Annotated in this window: 22 protein-coding genes and 1 pseudogene; 10 read left to right on the top strand and 13 right to left on the bottom strand. The window is 70.8% G+C overall.

Annotation, left to right across the window (positions count from 1 at the left end; all coding sequences use genetic code 11):
* The first annotated feature begins 14 nt into the window (after positions 1 to 14).
* Positions 15 to 986: an aldo/keto reductase gene (locus tag LCY71_RS09630; RefSeq protein WP_225332934.1), complete on the top strand. Its 972-nt coding sequence runs from the start codon at positions 15 to 17 to the stop codon at positions 984 to 986.
* 50 nt (positions 987 to 1,036) lie between these two features.
* On the opposite strand, the gene LCY71_RS09635 is transcribed toward LCY71_RS09630, so the two are convergent.
* Positions 1,037 to 1,276 carry a hypothetical protein gene (locus LCY71_RS09635; RefSeq protein WP_225332935.1) on the bottom strand — a complete coding sequence of 80 codons (240 nt, stop codon included), beginning with the start codon at positions 1,274 to 1,276 and terminating at the stop codon, positions 1,037 to 1,039.
* A 150-nt stretch (positions 1,277 to 1,426) separates the two neighbouring features.
* On the opposite strand from LCY71_RS09635, the gene LCY71_RS09640 reads away from it, so the two are divergent.
* The gene (locus LCY71_RS09640; protein WP_225332936.1) at positions 1,427 to 3,241 is read left to right on the top strand and encodes a formate/nitrite transporter family protein; all 1,815 of its coding nucleotides are present in this window, start codon (positions 1,427 to 1,429) and stop codon (positions 3,239 to 3,241) included.
* 73 nt (positions 3,242 to 3,314) lie between these two features.
* The gene (locus LCY71_RS09645; protein ID WP_225332937.1) at positions 3,315 to 4,010 is read left to right on the top strand and encodes an amphi-Trp domain-containing protein; all 696 of its coding nucleotides are present in this window, start codon (positions 3,315 to 3,317) and stop codon (positions 4,008 to 4,010) included.
* A gap of 242 nt (positions 4,011 to 4,252) precedes the next feature.
* Here LCY71_RS09645 and LCY71_RS09650 read toward each other — a convergent pair whose 3' ends face one another.
* The 5 genes from LCY71_RS09650 to LCY71_RS09670 form a co-directional block, all read right to left on the bottom strand.
* Positions 4,253 to 5,680, bottom strand: coding sequence for a DUF4397 domain-containing protein (locus LCY71_RS09650; protein WP_225332938.1), 1,428 nt, complete (start codon positions 5,678 to 5,680; stop codon positions 4,253 to 4,255).
* A gap of 381 nt (positions 5,681 to 6,061) precedes the next feature.
* Positions 6,062 to 6,973, bottom strand: coding sequence for a universal stress protein (locus LCY71_RS09655; protein WP_225332939.1), 912 nt, complete (start codon positions 6,971 to 6,973; stop codon positions 6,062 to 6,064).
* 162 nt (positions 6,974 to 7,135) lie between these two features.
* Entirely contained in the window at positions 7,136 to 7,309 is a 174-nt protein-coding gene (locus LCY71_RS09660; RefSeq protein WP_225332940.1) for a hypothetical protein, read from the bottom strand.
* A 102-nt stretch (positions 7,310 to 7,411) separates the two neighbouring features.
* The gene (gene otsB, locus LCY71_RS09665; protein ID WP_225332941.1) at positions 7,412 to 8,254 is read right to left on the bottom strand and encodes a trehalose-phosphatase; all 843 of its coding nucleotides are present in this window, start codon (positions 8,252 to 8,254) and stop codon (positions 7,412 to 7,414) included.
* Between the two features lie 39 nt (positions 8,255 to 8,293).
* Positions 8,294 to 9,865: an alpha,alpha-trehalose-phosphate synthase (UDP-forming) gene (locus LCY71_RS09670; protein ID WP_225332942.1), complete on the bottom strand. Its 1,572-nt coding sequence runs from the start codon at positions 9,863 to 9,865 to the stop codon at positions 8,294 to 8,296.
* A 306-nt stretch (positions 9,866 to 10,171) separates the two neighbouring features.
* Here LCY71_RS09670 and LCY71_RS09675 point away from each other — a divergent pair, with 306 nt between their 5' ends.
* The 5 genes from LCY71_RS09675 (at position 10,172) to LCY71_RS09695 (ending at position 13,956) form a co-directional block, all read left to right on the top strand.
* Complete coding sequence (locus LCY71_RS09675) at positions 10,172 to 10,954, top strand: lamin tail domain-containing protein (protein WP_225332943.1); 783 nt, start codon at positions 10,172 to 10,174, stop codon at positions 10,952 to 10,954.
* 118 nt (positions 10,955 to 11,072) lie between these two features.
* The gene (locus LCY71_RS09680; protein WP_225332944.1) at positions 11,073 to 11,654 is read left to right on the top strand and encodes a hypothetical protein; all 582 of its coding nucleotides are present in this window, start codon (positions 11,073 to 11,075) and stop codon (positions 11,652 to 11,654) included.
* Complete coding sequence (locus LCY71_RS09685) at positions 11,651 to 12,283, top strand: DUF2238 domain-containing protein (RefSeq protein ID WP_225332945.1); 633 nt, start codon at positions 11,651 to 11,653, stop codon at positions 12,281 to 12,283. The genes LCY71_RS09680 and LCY71_RS09685 overlap by 4 nt, the downstream gene beginning before the upstream one ends.
* 145 nt (positions 12,284 to 12,428) lie before the next feature.
* Positions 12,429 to 12,698: a hypothetical protein gene (locus tag LCY71_RS09690; RefSeq protein ID WP_225332946.1), complete on the top strand. Its 270-nt coding sequence runs from the start codon at positions 12,429 to 12,431 to the stop codon at positions 12,696 to 12,698.
* Between the two features lie 529 nt (positions 12,699 to 13,227).
* Entirely contained in the window at positions 13,228 to 13,956 is a 729-nt protein-coding gene (locus LCY71_RS09695; RefSeq protein WP_225332947.1) for a mechanosensitive ion channel family protein, read from the top strand.
* Positions 13,957 to 14,007: 51 nt separating this feature from the next.
* On the opposite strand, the gene LCY71_RS09700 is transcribed toward LCY71_RS09695, so the two are convergent.
* The 6 genes and pseudogenes from LCY71_RS09700 to LCY71_RS09720 all read right to left on the bottom strand — a co-directional run bounded on the left by LCY71_RS09700 (position 14,008) and on the right by LCY71_RS09720 (position 18,772).
* Entirely contained in the window at positions 14,008 to 14,928 is a 921-nt protein-coding gene (locus tag LCY71_RS09700; RefSeq protein ID WP_263653994.1) for a cation:proton antiporter domain-containing protein, read from the bottom strand.
* Positions 14,871 to 15,248 (bottom strand): annotated as a pseudogene (locus LCY71_RS21435) (cation:proton antiporter); the annotation flags it as partial. The pseudogene LCY71_RS21435 and the gene LCY71_RS09700, both read right to left, overlap by 58 nt.
* A gap of 48 nt (positions 15,249 to 15,296) precedes the next feature.
* A complete protein-coding gene (locus LCY71_RS09705) occupies positions 15,297 to 15,854 on the bottom strand; it encodes a hypothetical protein (RefSeq protein WP_225332948.1) in 558 nt (185 codons plus the stop codon).
* Between the two features lie 72 nt (positions 15,855 to 15,926).
* Complete coding sequence (locus tag LCY71_RS09710) at positions 15,927 to 16,682, bottom strand: hypothetical protein (protein WP_225332949.1); 756 nt, start codon at positions 16,680 to 16,682, stop codon at positions 15,927 to 15,929.
* Between the two features lie 57 nt (positions 16,683 to 16,739).
* Complete coding sequence (locus LCY71_RS09715) at positions 16,740 to 17,984, bottom strand: hypothetical protein (protein WP_225332950.1); 1,245 nt, start codon at positions 17,982 to 17,984, stop codon at positions 16,740 to 16,742.
* Positions 17,985 to 18,055: 71 nt separating this feature from the next.
* The gene (locus tag LCY71_RS09720; RefSeq protein ID WP_225332951.1) at positions 18,056 to 18,772 is read right to left on the bottom strand and encodes an SDR family NAD(P)-dependent oxidoreductase; all 717 of its coding nucleotides are present in this window, start codon (positions 18,770 to 18,772) and stop codon (positions 18,056 to 18,058) included.
* Between the two features lie 101 nt (positions 18,773 to 18,873).
* On the opposite strand from LCY71_RS09720, the gene LCY71_RS09725 reads away from it, so the two are divergent.
* Together LCY71_RS09725 and LCY71_RS09730 are read left to right on the top strand one after the other, a co-directional pair.
* The gene (locus LCY71_RS09725; protein WP_225332952.1) at positions 18,874 to 20,472 is read left to right on the top strand and encodes a spermidine synthase; all 1,599 of its coding nucleotides are present in this window, start codon (positions 18,874 to 18,876) and stop codon (positions 20,470 to 20,472) included.
* 98 nt (positions 20,473 to 20,570) lie between these two features.
* On the top strand, positions 20,571 to 21,557 hold the full coding sequence (locus tag LCY71_RS09730) for a DUF7972 family membrane protein (protein ID WP_225332953.1): 987 nt from the start codon (positions 20,571 to 20,573) through the stop codon (positions 21,555 to 21,557).
* 44 nt (positions 21,558 to 21,601) lie between these two features.
* Here the strand turns inward: LCY71_RS09730 and LCY71_RS09735 are convergent, their stop codons facing one another.
* Positions 21,602 to 22,462 (bottom strand): hypothetical protein, encoded by an 861-nt coding sequence (locus LCY71_RS09735; protein ID WP_225332954.1) that lies wholly within the window; start codon positions 22,460 to 22,462, stop codon positions 21,602 to 21,604.
* Positions 22,463 to 22,494: the final 32 nt, after the last annotated feature.

Genomic DNA, 22,494 nt, shown 5'->3' on the forward strand with positions numbered 1-22,494 from the left:
TCCTCCGCTACCGTATGGACACCACACCGCTCGGACGCACGGGCGAGTCGGTCAGCGAGCTCTGTCTCGGTCCGATGTACTTCGGGAGCCGGGTCGACAGGGAGACCTCCTTCGAGTTGCTCGACCGCTACTACGAGGCGGGCGGTCGATTCCTCGACACCGCGAACATCTACGCGACGTGGGTCGACGGGTACGACGAGCCCGAGAGCGAACCGCTCGTCGGCGAGTGGCTCGCTGAACGGGGCGTCCGCGACGAGATGACAGTCGCGACGAAACTGGGCTTCGGATATCAGGAGGTCCCGGCGAGCCTCGATCCCGACCTGATCCACCAGGAGATAGACCGCAGTCTCGACCGCATGGGGATCGACACGATCGACCTGCTCTATGCACACGTCGACGACCCCGACACGCCACAGACCGACGTGATGGCGGCGTTCGGGGAGGCCGTGGACGCGGGGACGGTCCGCCACCTCGGCGCGAGCAACGTTCCGGCGTGGCGCATCGCGCGGGCGAACCGCATCGCCGCCGAGCGCGGTCTGCCGCGGTTCGAGTGTGTCCAGCCTCGCTTCTCGTATCTGATCCCCGACCGGGACGCCGGCTTCGAGGGGCAACTGCCGACGACGGACGAACTCGTCGACTACTGCGACCAGCACGACCTGACGCTGCTGCCGTACTCACCGACGCTGCAGGGGTGTTACGGCCGCGACGACCGCCCGGTTCCAGAGGGGTACGTCCGATCGGAGAACCGCCTGAAACTGCGAGCAATCGAGGACGTCGCCGAGCGCAAGGGCGTGAACGGCAACGCGGTCGCGCTCGCGTGGATGCTCGACCGCGATCAGCCGACGATCCCGGTGCTCGGCGTCAGCACACTCGAACAGCTGGACCAGAACCTCGCGGCCGCCGACCTCTCCTTTACCGACGCCGAGCGCCGACGCCTGAACGGGATCGAGTCGTACGGCTTCGACCAGTGGGACATGCGGGACTGACGCCGGCGGACACGACACGAGGGGACACGACACCCGCCGGACCGCTCCGCTCAGAGAGAGGTCCGCGAAGTCGAGGATCGCGTCCCAGTGGCCCCGGTCCGGAGTGTGCCCGGTCTCTCGCCGGTACTGGAGGTGGTCGCCGGCGGTGTCCGCGGTGAGCGGGCCGTCGCCGGAGCGGAGGCCGCCTCGACCGCGTCGCCGTCGACGGTGACCAGCGGATCGGGCAGGCCGGCCTCGACGGGGAGTTCGGCGGGCGGCGGCGGGTCGATCGGGTCCCCGTGGCGGTCCACGTACCCGAGAGAGACGGTCGTCTGGCAGACGTTGTAGTGGTCCCGGTTCCCGGAAACTGTGCGTTCCGGCCGTGGAGGTCCGCACGCTCGCACGCGGGCGCCACTCACGGAAACCAACTTTCTTTGCCGGTCCGCACCGCCAAGTCGATAATGGCTGATCCCAGCGGTCGCTCGGTGTCGGAGGACTTCCACGAGGAGCCGGGGAACGGCGTCCCGGAGTCGGGCGAGGTCGTACCGGACCGCTTCTCGTCGGACCAGGTCTTTCAGCGGATCGTCGCCGACGCGGAGCACGAGGTCACGTCGGGGGCCCGTGAGCTGTTCTTCAGCGCGCTCGCGGGCGGGTTCGCGATCACGATCACGCTCCTGATGTACGTGGCGCTGTACCCGAAGACCGACAGCGAAGTGGTCGGGGCGCTGCTCTATCCGCTCGGGTTCATCTACATCATCCTCGGCGGCTATCAGCTGTACACCGAGAACACGCTGCCGCCGGTGGCACTGACCCTGGAGCGACTGGCGAGCGTTCCGGCGCTGTTCCGCCACTGGGGCATCGTCGCGGCGGGCAACTTCGCCGGCGGTGCCATCGGCGCGCTGGTCCTGTCGACGGGGTTCGTCCTCGAACCGGCCGCGATGGACTACGCGCTGGAGGTGGCCCGCCACGGCGTGTACGACGTCTCGCGGTGGGAGCTGTTCTTCAAGGGCGTGTTCGCCGGGCTGATCGTGGCGGGCCTCGTCTGGGTGGACTTCGCCGCCCGCGACACGGTCTCGCGGCTGCTCATCGTCTATCTGGCCTTCCTGACCATCCCGCTTGGCGACCTCTTCCACGTTGTCGTCTCCTTCACGGAGGCCACGCTGCTGATGATCCGGGGCGACTTGGGGCTGCTGCTGGCGCTGACGGACTTCGTCATCCCGGTGGGGCTGGGCAACACGATCGGCGGCGTGGTGCTGGTCACCGTCGTCAACTACTACCAGACGAGCGAGCGCCGGCTGGAGTCGGTGCGCTTCGAGGACGTCCGTCGCCTCTCGTTCCGCGAGTGGCTGGTCGGCGGGCTGGCCGGTCGCTCGTACGTCCCGATGGTGGACACCCTCGAGAACATCGTCCGGGACCCAGAGTCCTCGCGCATCCTGGTTCCGATCGCCAACCCGCGGACCGAGTCCGACATCGTCGCCCTCGCCTGCGCCCTCGCGAGCAATCGCGAGGCGGGGATGGTCCACGCGGTCCACATCGTGCAGGCGCCCAAGGAACTGACCCTCGAGGCGGAGGGCGAGGGCCGCGAGCAGATCATCAGCGAGTCCGAGCGGCTCATGGCGGACGTCGAGGCGATCGGCGAGCCGTACGACGTCGAGGTCGAGACGTCCACCATCGTCTCTCCGCGGTCCTTCGAGGAGGTGTTCGACCGCGCCCGGCGCATGAACCCGGACCTCGTCGTCATGGGCTGGTCCGAGGACCAGCTGTGGTCCTCCGCCCGCGCCGAGCGACCCATCGAGGAGCTCACCAACCGGCTCCCCTGTGACTTCCTCGTCGTCAAGGACCGCGGCATGGACTACTCGCGGATCCTGCTGCCGACGGCGGGCGGCCCGGACTCCGAGCTCAGCGCCGACGTCGCGCGGGCCCTGCAGGCGACCGTCGACGCGGAGATCGAGCTGTTGCACGTCGTGGACGGGCCCCACCAGCGCGAGGCCGGCGAGGCGTTCCTGCGGGAGTGGGCCGCGGACAACGGCCTCGAGGACGCGGCCCGCGTCGTCGACGATTCCGGCGACGTCGAGGACGCGATCTGTCGCGAGGCCGCCGACAGCACGATGGTGCTGATCGGCGCGACGGAACAGGGCCTGCTGTCGCGGCTGGTCAGCGACTCGCTGCACTTCAACGTCGTCGACGACGTCGACACCTCGGTCCTGCTGGCGGAGCGCCCGACCGACCGGAGCATCAGCGAGCGGCTGTTCGGCTCGGGACGGCGGGAGCAGTGACTGGCCGGACGGCGCGATGTCCGGCGCGGCGCTCGCCACTACGGTTATACGTCGTGTCAGCGTACTAATGGATATGCCCGGCGACACTCCCTTCGAGTACGAGGCGACCAGGACGGGGGCGGAGGCGGCGACGCTCCTGCGGGAACTGGCGGACGCGTTCGAGGACGGAACGTCGATCGAACTCGCCCACGGCGACCGATCGGTAGCGGTCGACGCGCCCGAGGAACTCTCTCTCGAGATCGAACTCGAACGCGAGGCCGGCGACGGTACGGACGCGCTCGAACTGGAACTGGAGTTCGAGTGGGAGGCCGCAGCGGACGAGTCGGTGGCGGTTGCGACGGCCGAGCGCGACGACGAGAACAGCGGCGTCGACGAGGCAGCGGGCGCGGGTGAAGGGACGGTGACTGAAGCGGACGACGACGGGACGGCGACCGAAGCGGACGACGACGGGGAGGCCGAGGCCGCTCGGGAGGACGCGACCGGAGCGGGCACCGGCGACGAGGGGGCGACGGCCGACCGAGACGGGGGCGGGGCCGGAGCCGGGGACTCGCCGCCGGCCGAGATAACGTCGGGCGGCGAGCTGACGTCGATGGCGCGCTTCCAGGTGTTCCGGGACCGTGCCGACGAGTGGCGCTGGCGGCTCGTCCACCGCAACGGCAACGTCATCGCGACCAGCGGCGAGGGGTACACCAGACGGCGGAACGCAGAGAAGGGGCTCAGGAGCGTCGTGGCGAACGCGCCCGGGGCGGACGTGGAGGACGCCGACTGACGGCCAGACCGCGGGCTTTCAGCGGAGTCCGGCGTCGTCGACCACGTCGTTTCAGGGGCGGAACCGGGCCGTTCGAGACGGTGGACGAGCGTCGTGCGGGTGCTGATAGCGGGCCGAGAGGCGGCGCGGGTCGAGCCCGCGGGACGAGGCCGGACTGCGACGGGAGTCGCAGTCCGATTACCGTCGGCAGACCGACGGGCACCCGGCAGAGGGGCGGTCGGGCACTCTGTCAGCGGGTCCCGCTACAGGATGTCGCCGCCGGTACCGCCGTCGGACCGCTCGCCGCCCTGCGCGTCCTGGACGACGACGAGTTCGAACTCGGCGTCATCGGGCTCCTGCGCCACGTCCTCGCCGGCACCGCCGTCGGTCGCGTTGCCGGCGGTGTCGTTCCCGCCGAGGGCGCCGCCGGTCTGGTTGTCGGCCCCGCCCTCGCCGGGCTGGGGCGCCTCCTCGGGATCGAAGTAGCCGGAGGCGAACCCGGTGTAGACGGTGTTCGCCTCGAGGGTGACGTTGACCTGGCGGACGCCCTGCTGGTCCGTGCCGACGACGCCGTCGGTCGCGTTGCCGGACTCGCCGGCGCCGGTTTCGTTGGCGCCGGTCGCGTTGCCGGGCTGGGTGCCGCCGTCCGCCGCCGCGTCGGCGCTGATGGCGCTGATGCTCACCGGGCCGACGTCGGGGACGGCGTGGAACACCTGCAGGCGGGCGGACTCGCCGCCGGGGTCGCTGACGTCGTCCTCCAGGACGGCCACCTGGAAGCCGCTCTGACCGCCGCCGGCCTGGTCGGTGCCCCCGCCGAGGGCGGCGTCGGACTCGTTGTCGCCGAGGCCGTCACTCTCGTCGGTACCCAGGCCGTCGTCCGTCGTGGCCTCGGCGCCGCCGGCCGCCTCGCTGATCCGGAGCGCGTAGTCGCCCGCCGGCACCTCGACCGTCTGGGACTCGCCGAACGACAGGCTCTCGACGAGTTGCTGACCCTGCCCGGCGCTGTCGCCGGTGCCAGCCGCAGTCTCGTTGCCGCCGAGTTCGGTGTCCGTCTCGTTGCCACCGAGGCCGACGTCGCTCTCGTTGGCGCCGATGCCGGTGTCGGACTCGTTACCGAGGCCAGTGTCCGTCTCGTTGGCGCCGAGGCCGTCGCCCTGTGCGGGGACGGGTCCCTGCGACACCTCGCCGAAGGCGGCGACGGTGTAGGTCGTGTTCTCCTCGACCTCGATCTGGTCCTCGTAGAGAATCGTCTGATCGTCGTCGCCGCCACCGCCGAAGAGGTCGCCGAGCAACCCGCCGAGGGGGCCGCTCTCCGTGGGGACGATCCGTACCTGATACGTACCCGGATCGACCTCGTTGTAGTTGCTCACGTCGCGGAATCCGACGCCTTCGATCTGGATTCCGCCGTCGTCGCCGCCCTCGGTGGCGGTGGCGTTGCCGGCGGTGTCGTTGCCGCCGAGACCGCCGTCGGTCTCGTCGTCGCCGGTCTGGACCCCGCCGCCGGCCGGGTCGATCTGGACGTCGACCTGCGGAGCGTCGGGCGACATGTGCGCGACGCGCACTGCCGATCCCTGCTGTCCGCCGCCCCCGCCGTCCTGGGCCGACACGACCGTGCTTCCGAAGACGCCGGCGACGCCGATCGCACCGGCTCCCTGCACGACTCGCCGTCGGGTGATGTCGATCTCTGTCATTCCGGTATCAGGTAGTGTTCACTGTCACTTTGTTAGTGGCCTCACCAGAACGTAAAGGTAGAGGTACTCTGTAGCCGAATTTGCCGGTTTGATGGAGGAGTTTGTCGTTCGACGTGTCTGTATTTTAACCCTAACAATCTGATCTGGAGCCACACCGGATGACGGGGCTATCGGTACGCAAACCGGTCCGAAGTCGGTCCAATCGTTCCCTTTCCGGCGGCTGTTTCTGTCCGCAGTGAAGCGTATCCTGCGTGAAGCCGGATGGAAACGGGACTGATCTCTCGTCGCGTCGTCGAGCGACGCCGGAAACGGACGATTTCCCGCTCCAGAGACGACGGAGCGAGCGGCAAACCGGACGCCGGGCGGCGGTGCCGACGCCGGTCAGGTCCAGCGACCGAGCGCTCGCCGGAGCAGCGACGTCTCCGACCGCTGCTTCGCGATGATGATCGGCGGCGCCGCGCGCTGGCCGACCGTCTGCGCGACTGATCCGACGACCCGTCGGCGGAGTCGACGTTCCCTGGTCGCGCCGAGCACCACCAGGTCGACGTCTGCCGCCGCTGACACGATTGCCTCGGCGACTGCTACCGCCTCGCACACGCCGGCGTCGACGGGGACGTCCTCGACCATGGTCGTCGCCTCGCGAACGTGCTCCCGGGCCGCCTCGCGGTCCGCCGCTCCGGCGTTCGGTTCGACGTAGGAAACGACGCGCACGGCGGCGTCGTTGGCCCGTGCGACGGCGCCCGCCAGTTCGGCCGCGGCGGCGACGTGCGGGCCGCCGTCGGTCGGCAACAGGACGTCGTCGACCCCGTCGGCGGTCGTGCCGATCCGCTCGACGTAGACGTCGCACGGCGCCCGCCTGACGACCGGATCGACGGTCGTCCCGAGGATGACGTCCGAGGCCCGGGACTGGTATTGCCAACCGAGCAACAGCGCGTCGGCGTCCGCGTCCTCAACGGCCGATAGCACGGCGTCGGAGACGTCGCTGCCCACTAGCAGGCTCCGCTTGACCGGCACCGAGGCGTCCGCCGCGAGCGCGACGGCCTCGTCGAGCACCGCGCGCTGCGCGTCCGCGTACTCCTCCTTGATGCGGTCGTCCGAGAAGAGTATGAACGGCGAGGTCACGTGCTTGTGGACGACGCTCGTCACCCTGATCTGACCGTTCCGGTCCCGTGCGAGGTCGACCGCGGTCCGCATCAACTGCTGGACGTTGAGGGGGTTCGCCACCGCGACGACGAGCGTGTACTCCCGTCCCGCAGCGGGGTCGTCCTCGATGACCCGCTGGGCGCTTCCCATGCCTCGAACGTTTAGTTCGAGCTACAATAAGGCCTTGGGGAACGTTTGCAGTGAGCAACGGCCGGCTCGCGCGGACCGCGACGTCCCCGTGACGAGTGTAGCCGACGCGCCGTGACGAGTGTGGCCGACGCGCCGCGAGCGACGGGGACGCTCCGGCCGCCGTCAGTCGCTCGGCCGCATCTCGAACCCCTCGACCTCCTTGATCTCGGTCGATCCGCAGTTCGGACAGGTCTCCCGGGTCTCGTCGAAGCGTTCGCTGCACTCGACGCACTCGTACCCGACGCCCGGCTCGGTGTCCGGGACCAGCATCTCCTTGACCGTGCCTATGATACCCATGGTAATAGCTAGTGGGTGCAGACGGAAATGGATCTCGCGTGACCGGTCTCCGCGGAACCGGCCGGTCGCGCCAGGCCAGTCCCCGCGGGGCCGGCCGTCGCGTCACGCCGGTATCGGCACCGACTCTGGGTCCGCCCGGAGGAAGGTCGGGCCGTGGTCGGCCAGCCACGTCAGGAAGGCCGCCGCGGCCTCGGGGTCGTCGACGCGGACGTCGGCGCGGGTGGTCCCGCCGCCGACCTTCACGCCGAGGCCGTCGGACAGCGCCGCGAAGGCGTCCTCGTCGGTCCGGTCGTCGCCGACGTACGCCCGCAGCCAGTCCTCGCCGTCGGGCACGAGCTCGTCGGTCAGCCGCTCGACGGCGGCGCCCTTGTCCCACTCGACGTCGGGGCGGATCTCTAGGATGGCCTTGCCCTCGGTGATCCGCAGGTCGTCGCGGCCGCCGGCGGCCTCGCGGACCGCCCGCTCGACGCGCGGGACGTCGCCCGCGTCGGCCGTGCGGTAGTGGACCGTCGCGGTGACGCCCTTGCGCTCGACGAACGCGCCGTCGACGTCCGCCACGCGCTCCTCGACGGCGTCGGTCGCGTCGGCCAGCGCGTTCCGGGCGGCCTCGGCCTCCGGGGCGACGCGGGTCTCCCCGTCGACGCGAAGTTCGAGCCCGTGGTTCCCGGCGTACGCGTCCGCGTCGACGCGCTCGCGGAGGTCCGACAGCTGTCGCCCGCTGACGACGGGCACTGCGACCCCGTCGACGTCGGCGAGGCGGTCGATCGCCTCGGCCGCCGCCGGCGTGATAGCGGCCTCGTCCGGCCGGTCGGTGATCGGCGCCAGCGTCCCGTCGAAGTCGAGCGCGAGCAGCAGGCCGTCGCGGTCGAGCAGCAGGTCGACGACGTCGTGGAGGCGGTCGGCGAGCGGCGGGACCTCGCCCGCGCCGGTCGCGTTCTCACTCATGCCGGCGGTCCCCCGTCGCGTCGGTATTTCGGAGTCCAGTCACGTCAGTAGTTCGTCCGTCGCTTCCCGCTGGTCGCGGATCCGGTCGATCGTCCGGAACTGCGCGCTCAGCCAGGCGTAGACGTCGTTGCCCTCGACGTCGGTCCGGAGGCGCTTCATCCGGTCAGCGCGCTCCTCCGGGGGCGTGGCGAGCGCCTGGCGAACGCCGTCGGCGATCTCCCGCACGTCGTAGGGGTTGACCACGACGCTACCCGCGTCCAGCTGCTCGATGGCGCCAGCCAGCTCCGAGAGGACCAGCGTCCCGGGCTCGTCCCCCTGGGCGGCGACGAACTCCTTGGCGACGAGGTTCATCCCGTCTCGGACGGGGGTCACGACGGCCACGTCGGCCTCGCGGTACAGGGCCGCCAGCGCCTCGCGCGGGAGGTGATCGTCGACGTAGTGAATCGGCTGCCAGTCGTCGGTGCCGAACCGGTCGTTGATCTCGGCGACGCGGGCCTCGACGCGCTCGCGAAGCCGCGCGTACGCGGGGATCTCCTGGCGGCTCATCGACACCTTCTGGACGTAGGTCAGGTCGCCCTGCAGGTCCGGTTCCTCCTCCCAGAGGAGCTCCAGCGCGTCCAGTCGCCGCTCGACGCCCTTCGTGTAGTCCAGCCGCTCGACGCCCAGCGCAATCCGGCGGTCGGTCAGGCCGTGCTCCTCGCTGAACTCGGTCCAGAACTCGTCGCTCTCGTCGGACTCGGCGCGCTCCGCCCACTTCGCCGCATCCGTGCCGATGGGGAACGACCGGACGTAGGTGCGCTGGCCGTCGCGGACGACGCTTCCGCTGTTGCGGTCGACGTCGCCGAGGCCGGCCACCTCGACCCCGTCGAGGAAGTTCCGGCAGTCCGTGTCGGTGTGAAAGCCCAGCAGGTCGTTGGCGAGCAGGCCGTCCACGATCGCCTCGGCCTGCGGGCAGGCCCGGAACACGTCCCAGGACGGCCAGGGGATGTGCCAGAACTGCGCCAGGAAGGCCTCGGGCCGGGCGTCCCGCACCAGCCTGGGTGCCCGCCCGAAGTGGTAGTCGTGGAACCAGACGATGCCGTCGCTCGGGGACCGCCGGATCACCGCATCGGCGAACGTCTCGTTGACGGCCTCGTAGGTCGCCCAGTCGCCCGGCCGGACGTCCACCTTCGAGAGGTCGGCGTGACACACCGGCCACAGCACGCGGTTGCTGTAGCCGCGATAGTACCCCTCGACGTCGTCCTCGTCGAGCCACACGCGCTGGAGCCGATAGGACTCCTCGCCCGGCGGCAGGGCGACCGTGCCGTCCTCGTCGGCCATCTCCCTGTCGGCCTCGCCGTCCCCCCACGCGACCCAGGTGCCCGCCAGCCGCTGCATCAGGGGATCGACGGCCGCCGTGAGACCGCCCGCTGGCGGCTCGACGACGATCTCGCCGTCCTCGTATTCGTGGCTGTAGGGCTGGCGGTTCGAGACGACGATCAGGTCTCCGTCCTCGAGGAGCTCCGAGATCGCACCGTGGACACCGTCTCCACCCTCCCCTGACGGTCGGTCGTCGGTCGACGACTCGTCCCGTCGCCCGGACTGCACATCGTCTGCGTTCGTCCACTTCATGTCCTTCGAACGGAGTCGGCCACGAAGCAAAAACCGGTCGTCGCTTCACGGGTTTCCCGCGACGTAAGGCACTGGCATCTGAGCGCCGTCCTGCGTTACACCGCCGGTACTCGGAGTAAGGCGCGGTTACTCGGCCCATCACGCGACGGCCGCGGTGGGTCGGCGGTCCACAGCGCGGCCCCGGCGGCTCGCCTCGTCGCGCCGGGGCGAGTGCCGGCGTCGTCCCGTCCGTAACCGGTCGTTATCCGGACCGCTCGCGGAGAAGGTGTCGAACAGTTAACCGCTCTCGTCTCCTACGTCGGTCCCATGTCCGAGGACAGCGACCGGCCGGCCTGGCGCGTGACGGCCGATCCCGACCGCATCGAGGCGCTGGCGGCCGAGCACGGCGTGACGCCGGTCCTGACCGACGAACCCGACGGCGGCACCCGCCTCGGCCTGGCGAGCGACCCCGGCGCGGTCGACGGGGAGCGCCTCTCCTGGGCCGCGTTCCGCGACCGGTTCGATCCGGACGAGCACGCCGGGCTCTACCGCGAGGCGGCCACCGTCGCCGCCGACCGGCCCGCCGTGGCGGTCGTCGCCCGCGGATCCCTCTCGGAGCGCGTCGAGGGCGAGGAGAAGCTCGTCGAACCGGAGGAGACGCCGGCCGACCAGCTGGCTGTCGGGGACACGGGCGAGGGCGAACCGGTCGCGTTCGACGCCAACGCGGCCGAGGGAACGGCCGATGCGGACGTGGACCGGACCGAGTCGACGTCCGCCGGCGGCGGCGCGGCGGGCGCGTTCGCCCTCGACGAGATCCACGAGACCGCGTCCGACCCCGCCGACGAGTACCTCGTCTTCCGGAACGAGGCCGACGACCCGCTCGACGTCTCCGGGTGGACCGTCGAGAACGACGCGGGCCGGTCCTACGCGTTCCCGGACGGGACCGTCCTCGATCCGGGAGAGAGCGTCACGCTCTACAGCGGCCGCGGCGCGGACGACGACCACCTCTACTGGGGCGCCGGCGAGGAACTGTGGGACGAGACGGGGGATGTCGTCACCGTGCGGACCGCTGACGGCCGCGAGGTCGTCAGGGAGCCGTACGGGCGGTAGTAGTGAGGTCCGAGCATAGCGAGCGCCCTCGAAAAAGCGGGGGCTGTGACGGTAGTCAGCGTTCCGCGCGCCCGGTAACGGACGCCTGTTTACCCCGCTGGAGTCCCTAAGCGCGGCTATGACATCGTTGACCGGTCTCGTCGACGGTGATCGGGCCAACGCCTGGCTCGCCTGGGGGCTCGTCGCCTTCCTCGCCGTCGCGACGGTCGAGAGCCTGCTGACGGACGCCGCGCTGTGGGGCGCGTTCGCCGCGGTCGTCGCCGCCGTGGCGGTGCTCCCGGCCGTCGTCTACCGGGATCCCGGGCGGATGATCGAGTGGGAGGTGCTCGCGCTCGCGACGCTCCCGGTCGTGGCCCGCTCGTACGGCCTGTTCACGCAGATCGCCACGTACGTCGCCGTGGCGGCGCTGGCGCTGATCGCCGTCGCCGAGATCGACCGCTTCTCCGAGGCCGAGATGGAGCCGTGGTTCGCCGTGACCTTCGTCGCGATGACGACCGCGACCGTCGCGGCCGGCTGGGCCGTCGCGCGGTGGCTCTCGGACCGCTACCTCGGGACCGGGTTCCTGACGAGTTCGACGGCGCTGATGTGGGACCTCGTCGTCGCGACGGCGGTCGGCCTGGCCGCCGGCGCGCTCCTCGAGTACTACGTCCGTCGCTCCGCCTCGTCGGACGCCGGCCCGTCGCCGGAGGTGGGCGCGTGATCCGCGACGCGCTGCCGGACCCGACCGAGGAGCCGCTGCTGGCCGCCGCCCGTGCGCTGCAGGCGGTGCTCGTCGCCGTCGTCGTCTACGCCCTCGTCACGGTCCAGATCGGTCTCGTGTTCAACGGGCTGACGCCCCTGCTCGTCGCGCTGATCCCGGACGCAGTCCGCCGGCGGTACGGCCACCAGATGCATCCAGGGCTGGCCCTGTGGATCGCCGTCGCGGCCACCCTCCACGGCGTCGGGGCGCTGGGTCCCTACCGCGAGTTCGGCTGGTACGATCAGGTCGCGCACTCGGTCTCGGCCGCGCTGGTGGCCGGCGTCGGCTACGCGCTAGTCCGGGCGATCGACCGCCATCACGAGGGCGTCGTCGTCCCGCCGCGCCTGCGGTTCGTGTTCGTCCTCGTGTTCGTCGTCTCCTTCGGCGTCCTCTGGGAGATCGCGGAGTTCGGCTCGGGCGGGCTCGCGAGCCTGCTGGGCGGCGAGGCCGTGCTCGCGCAGTACGGCATCGACGACATCGCCCTCGACCTGCTGTTCAACGCCGTCGGGGGCGTCCTCGTCGCGCTGTGGGGGACGGGTTACTTCGACGGCGTCGCGGCGCTCCTCGGGTGGCAGGTCGACTGGGACTGATTCGGGATCGGCCAGCCGGAGTTTCGGTGATTCCGCCGGCAACGCCGCTCTCCCGCCGTCCACGGTCAGCTTACTCCGAGTTCGTCCGGGTTTCGTTGCAAAGCAGACGCATAACAAAGGGGCGTCCTCCCGTAGCGTTCGATCCATGCAGAGCCAATCCCAGGAGCGGACGAAAGGCGCAGCCGAACAGACGGGACGAGACCCGATCATCATGGCGGGGATCGCCTCCGTCGCGCTGTCGTGGTACTACTTCTACGTTCAGGGCGACCGCCAGAAGGGTATCTTCGTGGGCCTGTGGCCCCCGACGCTGATGGCCTTCGCGAGCTACTTCCGGCAGGCCGAGATCCGGTCGCTGCTCCAGCGCGGCCCCGGCGGCGTCGTCACCCGCGTCCAGGAGATGCTCGAGCAGCAGTAACGGCCCGCAGTCCACTTCTCGACCCCCTCACCGCTGCCCGCCGTTACGGCGGGCTTATGTAACGTCCTACAGTCTCGGTGCCGTCCGTCGAGACGGCGCCGCCCCGTACCAGATCTGTTCTCCACACCCCCGGGCCGCTCGATTCGGGCCGGGAGTCGGACACGGGTACCGGGGGCGCTGTCCCGTCCGAGCGGCCGGCGGTCGCGACCACTTCCTGTCGTAGACGGTGAAATCGTTCACACATCGAAGGACACCCGGGTTCCCTTCGAGTGTGTCAATGCGTACAACTCCTACTGTAGGCCGAGCCAACGAGGACCGTCAGGAAGCCCGCACTCGGCGCTCTGCCTCGCGGTTTCGCGCCGCGGTAGAGCGGCGAGCGTACTGGCCCCACCCGGTTCGACGGATGCTGGCGCTGCTGCTGATACGCTCACCCATCGAGGGCCGTTCACACGGCCGCTACGGCGCTCTCGACGATGTATGTGTGTAGTTAGCATATAACGAATAACGGCCGTACGCTGTTCTAGAACGCATGTACACCACAGTCCTGCAGGCTGACCTCGCCGACCAGGCGAGAGACGCCATTGGCGACGTCCTGGCGTTCCTGCCCCGGCTGATCGGCGCGATCATCATCCTCCTCGTCGGGTGGATCATCGGCCGCGTCGTCTCCGGCATCGTGGAACGGCTCGTCGACGCCGCGCGGGTGGACGAGATGGTCCTCGACACGCCGCTGGGACAGATGCTCGGCGGGACGCAACGCGCGGTCTCGCGGGCGTTCGGGACGCTGGCCAAGTGGTTCGTGTACGCGCTGGCGATCCTGACGGCCGCGGACGTCCTCGCGATCCAGATCCTCTCGCAGTGGATCAACCGCGCGGTGTCGTACCTGCCGGCCTTCGTCGCCGGCCTCCTGATCATCGTGCTCGGGTTCGTCGTCGCCGACTTCGTCGGGGACGCCATCACGCGCACGCGGGCCGCCACGCAGTCGAACTACACGCAGCTGTTCGCCACGGGCACCCGGCTGTTCCTGTACTTCATCGTCATCGTCATCGGCCTCGACACGATGGGCGTCGACGTCAGCATCCTGTACGTGTTCGCCCGGGCGCTCGCGTGGGGCCTCGCAGCGGCCATCGCCATCGGCGTCGGCGTCGCGCTGGGCTGGGGCGGCAAGGACTTCGTCGCCGAGAACATCGACCGCTGGGCCCGCAGCGGCAAGAGCAGCGTGCCGTCCGACGAGGAGGGCGCAGGCTCCTCGCTGGACTGACGCCGTCGGCGGTCGGGCCGCGCCGCCGGTCGATCCCGTCGCGGTCCCCGCTCACCACCACTCGGCGTCGTCGTCGAGCTGACCGTACAGGTGTGTCGGGGGCGTCGCCGTCGCCCCGTGGGTCAGGATCGACCCCGCGACCACGAGCGTGCCGATCGTCCAGGGGACTTCGCTGCCCGTCTCCCGGACGGCCAGGGCCGCGTAGAACAGCGCGGCGATGCCGATGGGGCCGAACCAGCCGACGAACAGCGTCGCGGCGGGCCGGTCCAGCGGCCGGACGACGGGCGCCACGGCGATCAGCACCGGGAGGCGCCGCAGGAGCAGAATCCCGGCGACGAGAGCCACGCCCCGCCAGCCCAGCCCCGCCCAGTCTGAAAGCGGCGCGACGGCGCCGAACAGCACGAACACCGGGACGGTGAACAGGCGGTTGAACACCTCCTGGATCTGCCCCTCTCGCCGCTCGTCGCGCGGCTCGGCCTGCCAGTTGTACGCCAGCGCGGCCGCGAACACCGCCAGGATGCCGTCGGTTCCGAGCAGCTTGACGAACCCGAGCACGAAGGCGGTCAGCGCGAGCGTGAGCGTGAACACGGACGTGTCCTCCATCGCCCCCTGCCTGCTCAGCCAGCGCTCGACGCGACCGACCGCGGCGCCGACCGCGAACCCGATCGCGACGGCCCCGAGGACCTCCCAGCCCAGGGTCACCGCCAGCCAGGAGCGAAGCGTCCCCTCGGAGCCAGCGCCGATGAGGAAGACGGGAAAGAGGACGAACAGGTAGGCGATGCCGTCGTTCCCGCCGGCCTCGGCCGAGAGGAGGTAGCGGAGCCGCGGGGGACCGTCTCCTCGGCGGTCGAGCCCGTGACGATGGTGCTGGCGACGACGGGATCCGTCGGCGTGACGATGGCGCCGACGAGCAGGCCCACCGAGAGCGACACTGGGAGCAACAGGGCGGTCAGCAGGCCGCTGACGAGCCACGTCGCCACCATCCCGACGCCGAGCAGGACCGACAGCGACCGCGCCCGCCGCCGGATGTACGTGGACGGCAGCCGGAGGCCGATGCTCGCGACGGCGATGGCGACCGTCACCCGGGCCAGCCGCTCGACCAGGGCCAGCGGCGGGTCGGCGGCCGACAGGTCGAACAGGGCCAGCCCGTGCGGGCCGGTGACCACTCCGACGGCGACCGCCAGGACGGTCTCCTGCGGGAGGGAGCCGCGGCTCCGGAGGAGGCCGGCTCCGAGGCCCAGCGCGACCGTGAGTCCGCCGACCAGCGCCAGCGCGAGGTTCAGGTCGCGCATCTACCGGAGGCGGGTCCGGTGAACGGATAGTTACGCGCTCCCCAACCGCTACCTCTGATCGGTTCCCGCTTCCGTTTCCCCGAGGAGGTCCCGCAGGCGCGACTCGGAGGCGACCCACGAGCCGAGCGTCAGCCCGTAGACGAGGTGGCCGACGTGGAAGACTAGCCGCTCCGTCCCGTCGAGGTCCTGCCCGAGCACGCGCCCCAGGACGACGCGGGCCCCGAAGACCGACATCGCCAGGCCGTAGAGCGCGCCGAGCGCCGTCCCGCCGGCCTCCCGCGCGGTGTCCGAGGAAGCGCGGCGCTCGAACGCTGGGTAGAGCGCGCCGAAGGCGGCTCCGCCACTGAACCCGTACAGGAGGTGGAGCAGGAGCGCGGGGACGGGGTGGTCGTCCGGGTCGCCGCCGGCGACGTACTGCGCCCAGAACTCGGCGGTCGGCGGGAGCGACCTGGTCGTGGGGATCCGGTAGACCGTCATCACGACGGTCGCGATCAGTCCCCCGACGCCGCCTCGGGCCGTCCAGCGCGCCCGACCGGTGGTCGTCTCGTCCGCCGCCGCTCGGCGCTCCGCGGGACTGCCGGTCTCGTCGAGTGTCGCGCGGCTCATCTACCGTCTCCTCCGGCCGGTACGCCGAAGGGGGCAAGGCCGGCATCTGCCGGGGGTTAAAACGGCCGTCCGCTACACCAGCACGAGCAGGGCGGTGTACCCGCCGGCACCGACGGTGAACGACCAGAAGCGGCTGTCGCGGTGTTCCGGCAGTTCCTCCTTGATCGCGTTGAGCACGACGCTTCCGGCGAGGAACGCGAACATGACCATCAGCGCCTGTTCGCCGACGTCGACGCCGAAGCCCGCGAGCGTCCCGAGCAGGACGGCGCCGGCCAGCACCCACCGACCGATCCGGCGGTACACCTCGCGGTGGTGGTAGCGGAGGCTGGCGTCGTTGACGAAGAAGTGCATTCCCATAGCGACCGCGAACCAGAGCACGCTCCCGGCGCCGCCGAGCTCCCGGTGGACGAGGAGGTAGCCGATCAGGGCGTTGTAGGCGGCGAACGAGGTGACGTGGAACCAGAAGACGGTCGTCGGGAACTCGGTGTCCTCCGGGATCCAGTGACACCGGACGTACCGTTCGAGGCCGTAGAAGACCACGAATCCCAGCAGCGCCACGACGTAGATGTGCCGCTCGGGGAGCAGCCCGAGCAGCGCCGTGTCGCTCCCGACGACCTCCGTGCCGGCGTGCAGTTCCGGGAGGAGGTGGACGAACACGTACGCGACGGAGACGCCGCCCGCCAGCGACAGGAACCGGTCGCGGGCCGTCTCGTCCGAGAACCGGACGGCGGGCGAGACGACGTGCACCCCGGCCAGCGTGAACGCCGCGATCACCACGAACGCGTCGAGCGGCCAGTCGTGTATCGCCTGCGGGACCGGGCCGATCATGCCGCGACTACGTCCCGGCCGTGGAAAACAGTTCCTCGGACCGAAGGGTCCGTCGCCCTACGGCCGATCGTGGAACAGCGCCAGGTGGCGGACGATGGCGCGGTTCTCCAGCCCGCCCGCCAGCGCCCCCGAGAGCACGCCGACGGTGCTGATGAACGCGCCCGTGCGGACCATGTCGACCACGCTGACCGACGGGTCCTCGAGGCTGGGCCAGTTGGCCATCAGGTCCGGCGGGAAGACGACGAACTCGATGACCAGCATGATGCCGGCGACGAGGGCGAACAGCCCGGCCATCGCGCCGAGCAGGATCAGGAAGACGGTGACGTTGACCAGCGCCGTGTGTTCGGTGATCAGGCGGTGGCGCTCGCGCGGAAAGGAGAGGTTCTGGACGAACAGGAGGTACAGCGCTGCGGCGAAGACGCTGACGACCGCGAACAGTCCCGCCGTCGCGTTGTCGAGGTGGAAGCCAACGTCCCACGACTCGGCGCTGAAGACGATGACGAGCGTGGGCGCCACCGCCGCAGTCGCCAGCTTCGGCAGCGACAGCGGGAGCAGCGGTGCCCGGCTGTCGACCAGCGCCCGCGCCACCTGTCGCGGGTTGCGCGCGGCGCTCAGCCCGTGGAAGGCCAGCCGGCGGAGCCGGCCCCGGGGCGACGCCTCCTCGTCGGGCACCTCCGCGGCGATGCGCTCGAGGTGGCGCTCGGCCGTCGCGTCGAACGACGGCACCGACCGCCGGTCCGGGTCGAACCGGAACGGCTCCATCAGGCCGCCGTCGGCGTCGGCGTGGCGGGCGCCGAGGACGTGCCCGACCAGGTGACAGCACAGCGTCGCCGCGTTCCAGCGGACCGCCGGCGCGTCGAGCGCTCGCATCGGCTCGTCGCGCCGCCGGCTCCTGAGTATCCGCGTCGAGACGACCGCGGTCCGCGCCAGCGGCGACGCCAGCCCCGGGACGTACCGGTCCCGGCTGGACGTGACGGTCACGTCCGTGACGACGACGGTCACGTCGTACGGTCCCTCGACCATCCGGTGGGTGGCGTCGTCGAGGAACTCCGAGGCCCGCCGGGACCGGCTGTCGGGGAGCCGGGTCGGCTCCTCGACGTAGAACGCCCAGTCGGCGTCCGTGGCCGACGCCAGTTCCGCCCGCGCGTCCGCGGTCATCCGCTCCGTGAACGAGCGGAGCGCGTCGACGTCGCCGTCCGGCTCGTAGGCGACGAGCACGCCGACGTCGACCTGCGGAGCAGTGGTCCGCTTCTCTCCGTCGACTGCAGTGCCCTGTCCGGCCGCGGAGTCGGGCGATCCCATGGCGTCCGGTTCGGTCGCGCGACGGTTAAACCCGTGCCGGCCGGCGCGCGGTCAGCGTCTGCCGCCGCTCCTCAGAGACTGATCCCGCCGTCGACGGTCAGTACCTGTCCCGCTATCGCCTCCGTCGTCGCGAACGTCCTGGTGACCTCGGCGATCTCCTCGGGCTTCACGAGACGGTCGATCGGCGACGCCTCGACGGTCTCCGGCCGGCGTTCCTCGGCGTACAGCGGCGTGTCCGTCGGCCCGGGTGCGACGGCGTTGGCGAAGACCCCCTCCGAGGTGTACTGCTTGGCCAGCGACTTCGTCAGCCCGATCAGGCCGCTCTTGGCCGCGCCGTAGGCCGCGTCGGTCGGGCTGCCGTCCGTCCCCGCGGTCGAGGAGACGTTCACGATCCAGCCCTCGCCGCGCTCCAGCATGCCCGGAAGTACCGCCCGCGTGCAGTAGACCGCGCCCTCCAGGTTCACCCGCATCGTCCCCTGGACCTGCCCGACGGAGGCGTCCTCGAGCGCCGTCGCGTGCAGCAGGCCCGCGTTGTTGACCAGCACGTCGACGCCGCCGAACTCCGCCTCGGCCGCCTCGATCATCGCTGCGACCGCGTCCGGGTCCGTGACGTCGCAGCCGTGGGTCACGGCCTCGCTGCCCCGGTCGCGGACGTCCTCGGCGACCGACTCCGCGCCCTCTTCGTCGCTGTGGTAGTGGACCACGACGTCGTGGTCGGCCCCGAGTTCCCGCGCGATGGCGCTGCCGATGCCGCCGCTCGCTCCTGTCACCAGTGCCATCCGGCTCATGATACTCCCTCGTGCGCGTCCGGGGGACAAAGAGTCTGGGGCGCGGCGTGAGACCCTGCGAGCGCACACCTTAATGTCACCCCGCTACAACGTCTGCGGCAATGGGTGTCCGCCGCTCTGAACTTCCCGAGGTCCCCGACGTGTCCGGCCCGGAGATGGCAGTGTTCGTCTCGGGCGTCGCCAGCATGGGCCTGGAGATCCTCGCGGGGCGGATGATCGCGCCGCAGTTCGGCAGCAGCATCTACACGTGGGGGACGATCATCGGGGTGTTCCTGGCGGCGCTGAGCTACGGGTACTGGCGCGGGGGCAAGCGGGCGGCCAGCGACGCCTCCGAGCGGCGGATGGCGCGGGTCTTCCTGCTGACGGCGCTGTACGTCGCGCTGCTGATCTTCGCCGGCGACCTGCTGATGCGGTCGACGGTGGGGTTCCCGCTGCCCTCGCGGCTGGCGTCGCTGCCCGCGGTCGTCCTCCTGTTCGGCCCGCCGACGTACCTGCTGGGGTTCGTCAGCCCCTACGCGGCGGAGCTGGTCGAGTCCACCAGCACGGGCGAGGCGTCGGGCCACGTCTACGCGGTGGGGACGGTCGGCAGCATCGTCGGCGCGTTCGGGACGACCTATCTCCTGATCCCGTGGCTGAGCGTCGACCTGATCGGCCTCGTCTTCGGGGGGCTGTCGGTGGTCACCGCGGTCGCGCTGTACGGAACGCCGCTGTCTCGCGAGCCAGTGTTCCGGAGCCTCGGCGTGGGACTCCTGCTGGTCGCCGCCGTCGCCACGGGCGTCGCCGGCGTCGGCGTCGAGGGCGTGACCGTCTACGAGACCCAGACGCCCTACCAGGAGCTGCGGGTCGCCGACCGCGGGGACACCCGGACGCTGTACCTCGACGGTCAGCGCCACAGCGCCATGGACAAATCCGACCCGACGCGGCACGTCTTCACCTACACGCGGTACTTCCACGCCTCGCTGCTGTTCACGGAGGAGGGGGTCGACGAGATCGACCGCGTGCTGTTCGTCGGCGGCGGCGGGTTCACCGGCCCGCGGCGGTTCGCCGCGGAGTACGAGAACGTCACCGTCGACGCCGTCGAACTCGACCCCGAGGTGATCGACGTCGCGGAGGAGTACTTCAGCCTGGAGGAGTCCGAGCGGCTGAACGTCTACCAGGGCGACGGCCGGCGGTTCCTCCGGCAGACCAACCACACCTACGACGTCGTCGTCGTCGACGCCTTCCAGAAGGACAAGGTACCCTTCCACATGACGACGAGGGAGTTCATGTTGCTCGCCAGCAAGCGGATGGACGAGGACGGCGTCTTCTACATGAACCTGATCGCCGCGCCCAGCGGGCCGGGGTCGGAGTTCTACCGCGCGGAGTACCGGACCGCCGAGAGCGTCTATCCGCAGGTGTACGCCTTCCCGACGGTCGAGGCCCCGGTCGTCCAGAACGTCCAGCTCGTAGCCACCAAGCACGACGAGCCCGTTACCCGCGAGGAGCTGCGCCAGCGCGAGGCTCGGCGGGACCTCAGGATCGACCTGAGCGAGGAGGTCGAGGACTACCGGCGGACGAGCCGGACCGGCGACGCGCCCGTACTGCGGGACGACCGCGCCCCCGTCGACCGCCTGCTCGACCCGATGGTCGGCCAGGAGTATGTCGTCGCCGAGACCGGCCCGAACGGGAGCCGGACGACGGCGCCGGGGACGCCCGGGTGAGCCCAGCCATCGCCCCCGCTCGCCGCCGGACGAACGACACCTGACATCGGCCTATCACTTAACCCCCTCCGAGGCCTACTGCGGGGTGTGATCGCCAGATGAGCAAGCCGTGGGCCGAAGACGTCCCGAATCCCGTGACTCGCTGGCTGTTTATCACCGGGAACCGGCTCGGGGTCGCAGCCGTCCTCGCACTGACGTTCGCCGCCCTCGCGGCGCTGCTGATCCGGCTCGGTCTCGTCTACGTCGGCCCGGGGAGCAACCTCTCGACGGCGCTGTCGAGCGGTCTCCTCTCTGGCCTGCTGACGCTGCTCACTGTCGCCCTGTCGATCAACCAGCTCATCCTCTCGCGGCTGTTCGGCTCGGCGGGGAACCTCTCGGACGAGCTCGAGGGCACCCTCGACTACCGGCACACGGTCGAGGACATCGCGGGCGTGGACGTCAGCCCGAACGACCCGAGTGCCTTCCTGGGACTGCTCGCCGACTCCCTGAAGCGTCGCGTCGGGGACTTCCGCCGGGAGGTGGAACGCTCGGCCGTGACTCTCGACGCCGGAGACGACGCCGAGAAGTACGCCGCCGAGGTCGCCGACTACGCCGCCGACCTCGCGACGGCGGACGACATCGCCGACCCGTTCAAGGTGCTGTTGCTCACGCTCGGGACCGACTACGCGGACCACCTCGACACGACGCGGGCGTTCCGGAGCCGGTACGGCGAGGACCTCACCGAGACGGCCGACGACGCCCTCGACGACGCGCTAGAGCTGCTGAAGGCCATCGCGACCATGCGCCAGTTCTTCAAGACGTTGACTCTCCAGCAGGAACTCGCCCGGCTCTCCCGGTCGCTCATCTACACCGGCGTTCCGGCGGTGCTCGCGACCTACTTCTTCTCGCAGGTCTACACCGGCTCGAACGTGCCGCCGGCGATCGATCCGGCGGCGTTGCCCGCCGTCTCCGTGGTCGCGACGGCCGTGATCCTCTCGCCGCTCGCCGTGCTGGTCGCGTCGCTGCTGCGCGTGGCGACGGTGTCCCTGTACACGGTCTCGATCGGGACGTTCGTCCCGCCGGAGACGACCATCGAGGGCGACTGAGCCGCGGGTCGGACCGGCTCACGCCCGGCATCGTCAGGCGTGCTTCACGACGAAGCGGCGCGTGTCCGGGCCGACGTCGTGGACGAAGTCGGCGTCGGCTCCCAGTTCCGGACGACGTCGTCCCGGACCACCTCAGTGACCGTCTCGTCGGCCGGGACCGGAAACCCGACGCCCGCGTCGGCGTCGGCGGCGACGGCCGAGACGACGATGCCCCTGAACGTCCCGTCGCGGTCGCCGCTGTTTTCGACGGTCAGGGCGAGTTCCGTTCCGCTGTCGCCCTCGCTGCTCGCGCGTTGCTCACTCCGCTCGCTCTCGCTCGCTCGATCCGAGGCCTCCCCGTGGTCGGCCTCGCGAACGACGGCCTCCCGCAGGCGGAACTCGGCGGCGCTCCCCAGGTGGTCGAGGACGTCGTCCGGCAGCGACCAGGCGGGCTCGTCGCCCTCGTCGAGGACGAGCAGGCCCCGCTCGGCGGACCGGACGGGCACCGTCACGGCCTGCTGTCGGGTATCGCCGTGGAGGGAGACGTTCGTCACGTCGACGGGCTCGCCGTCCAGCCGCACTCCGAACGACGCCCCGTCGCGCTCGACGGCCGTCTCGGCGACCAGCACCTGAGTCTCAGCCGGCTCCCGTAGCTCGCACCAGGTGTGCGCGTCGATCACCGATCGCTGGACGCTCACCGACTCGACGGTCACGTCGACTGGTCCGTCGGTCGCCGCCGTCTCGCCGAGGTCGAGAACCCCTCCTGGCGCGTCGGCGGCCGTCGCGGTCGCAGCGTCGTCCGTCGCGGTCGCGGCGTCACCGGTCGTCGTCGCGTCCGACGTTCGCGTCGCTTCGCCGGAGCCGTCGTCGAGACAGCCCGCGAGCGGAAGAGCGCCGAGGAGGGCGAGGCACTCGCTGCGATGCATGCCGCTCCGTCTTCCCGGTCCCGGTAAGTGTC

Origin of the sequence: Halomicrobium urmianum (assembly GCF_020217425.1) — an archaeon.
Lineage (GTDB): Archaea > Halobacteriota > Halobacteria > Halobacteriales > Haloarculaceae > Halomicrobium > Halomicrobium urmianum.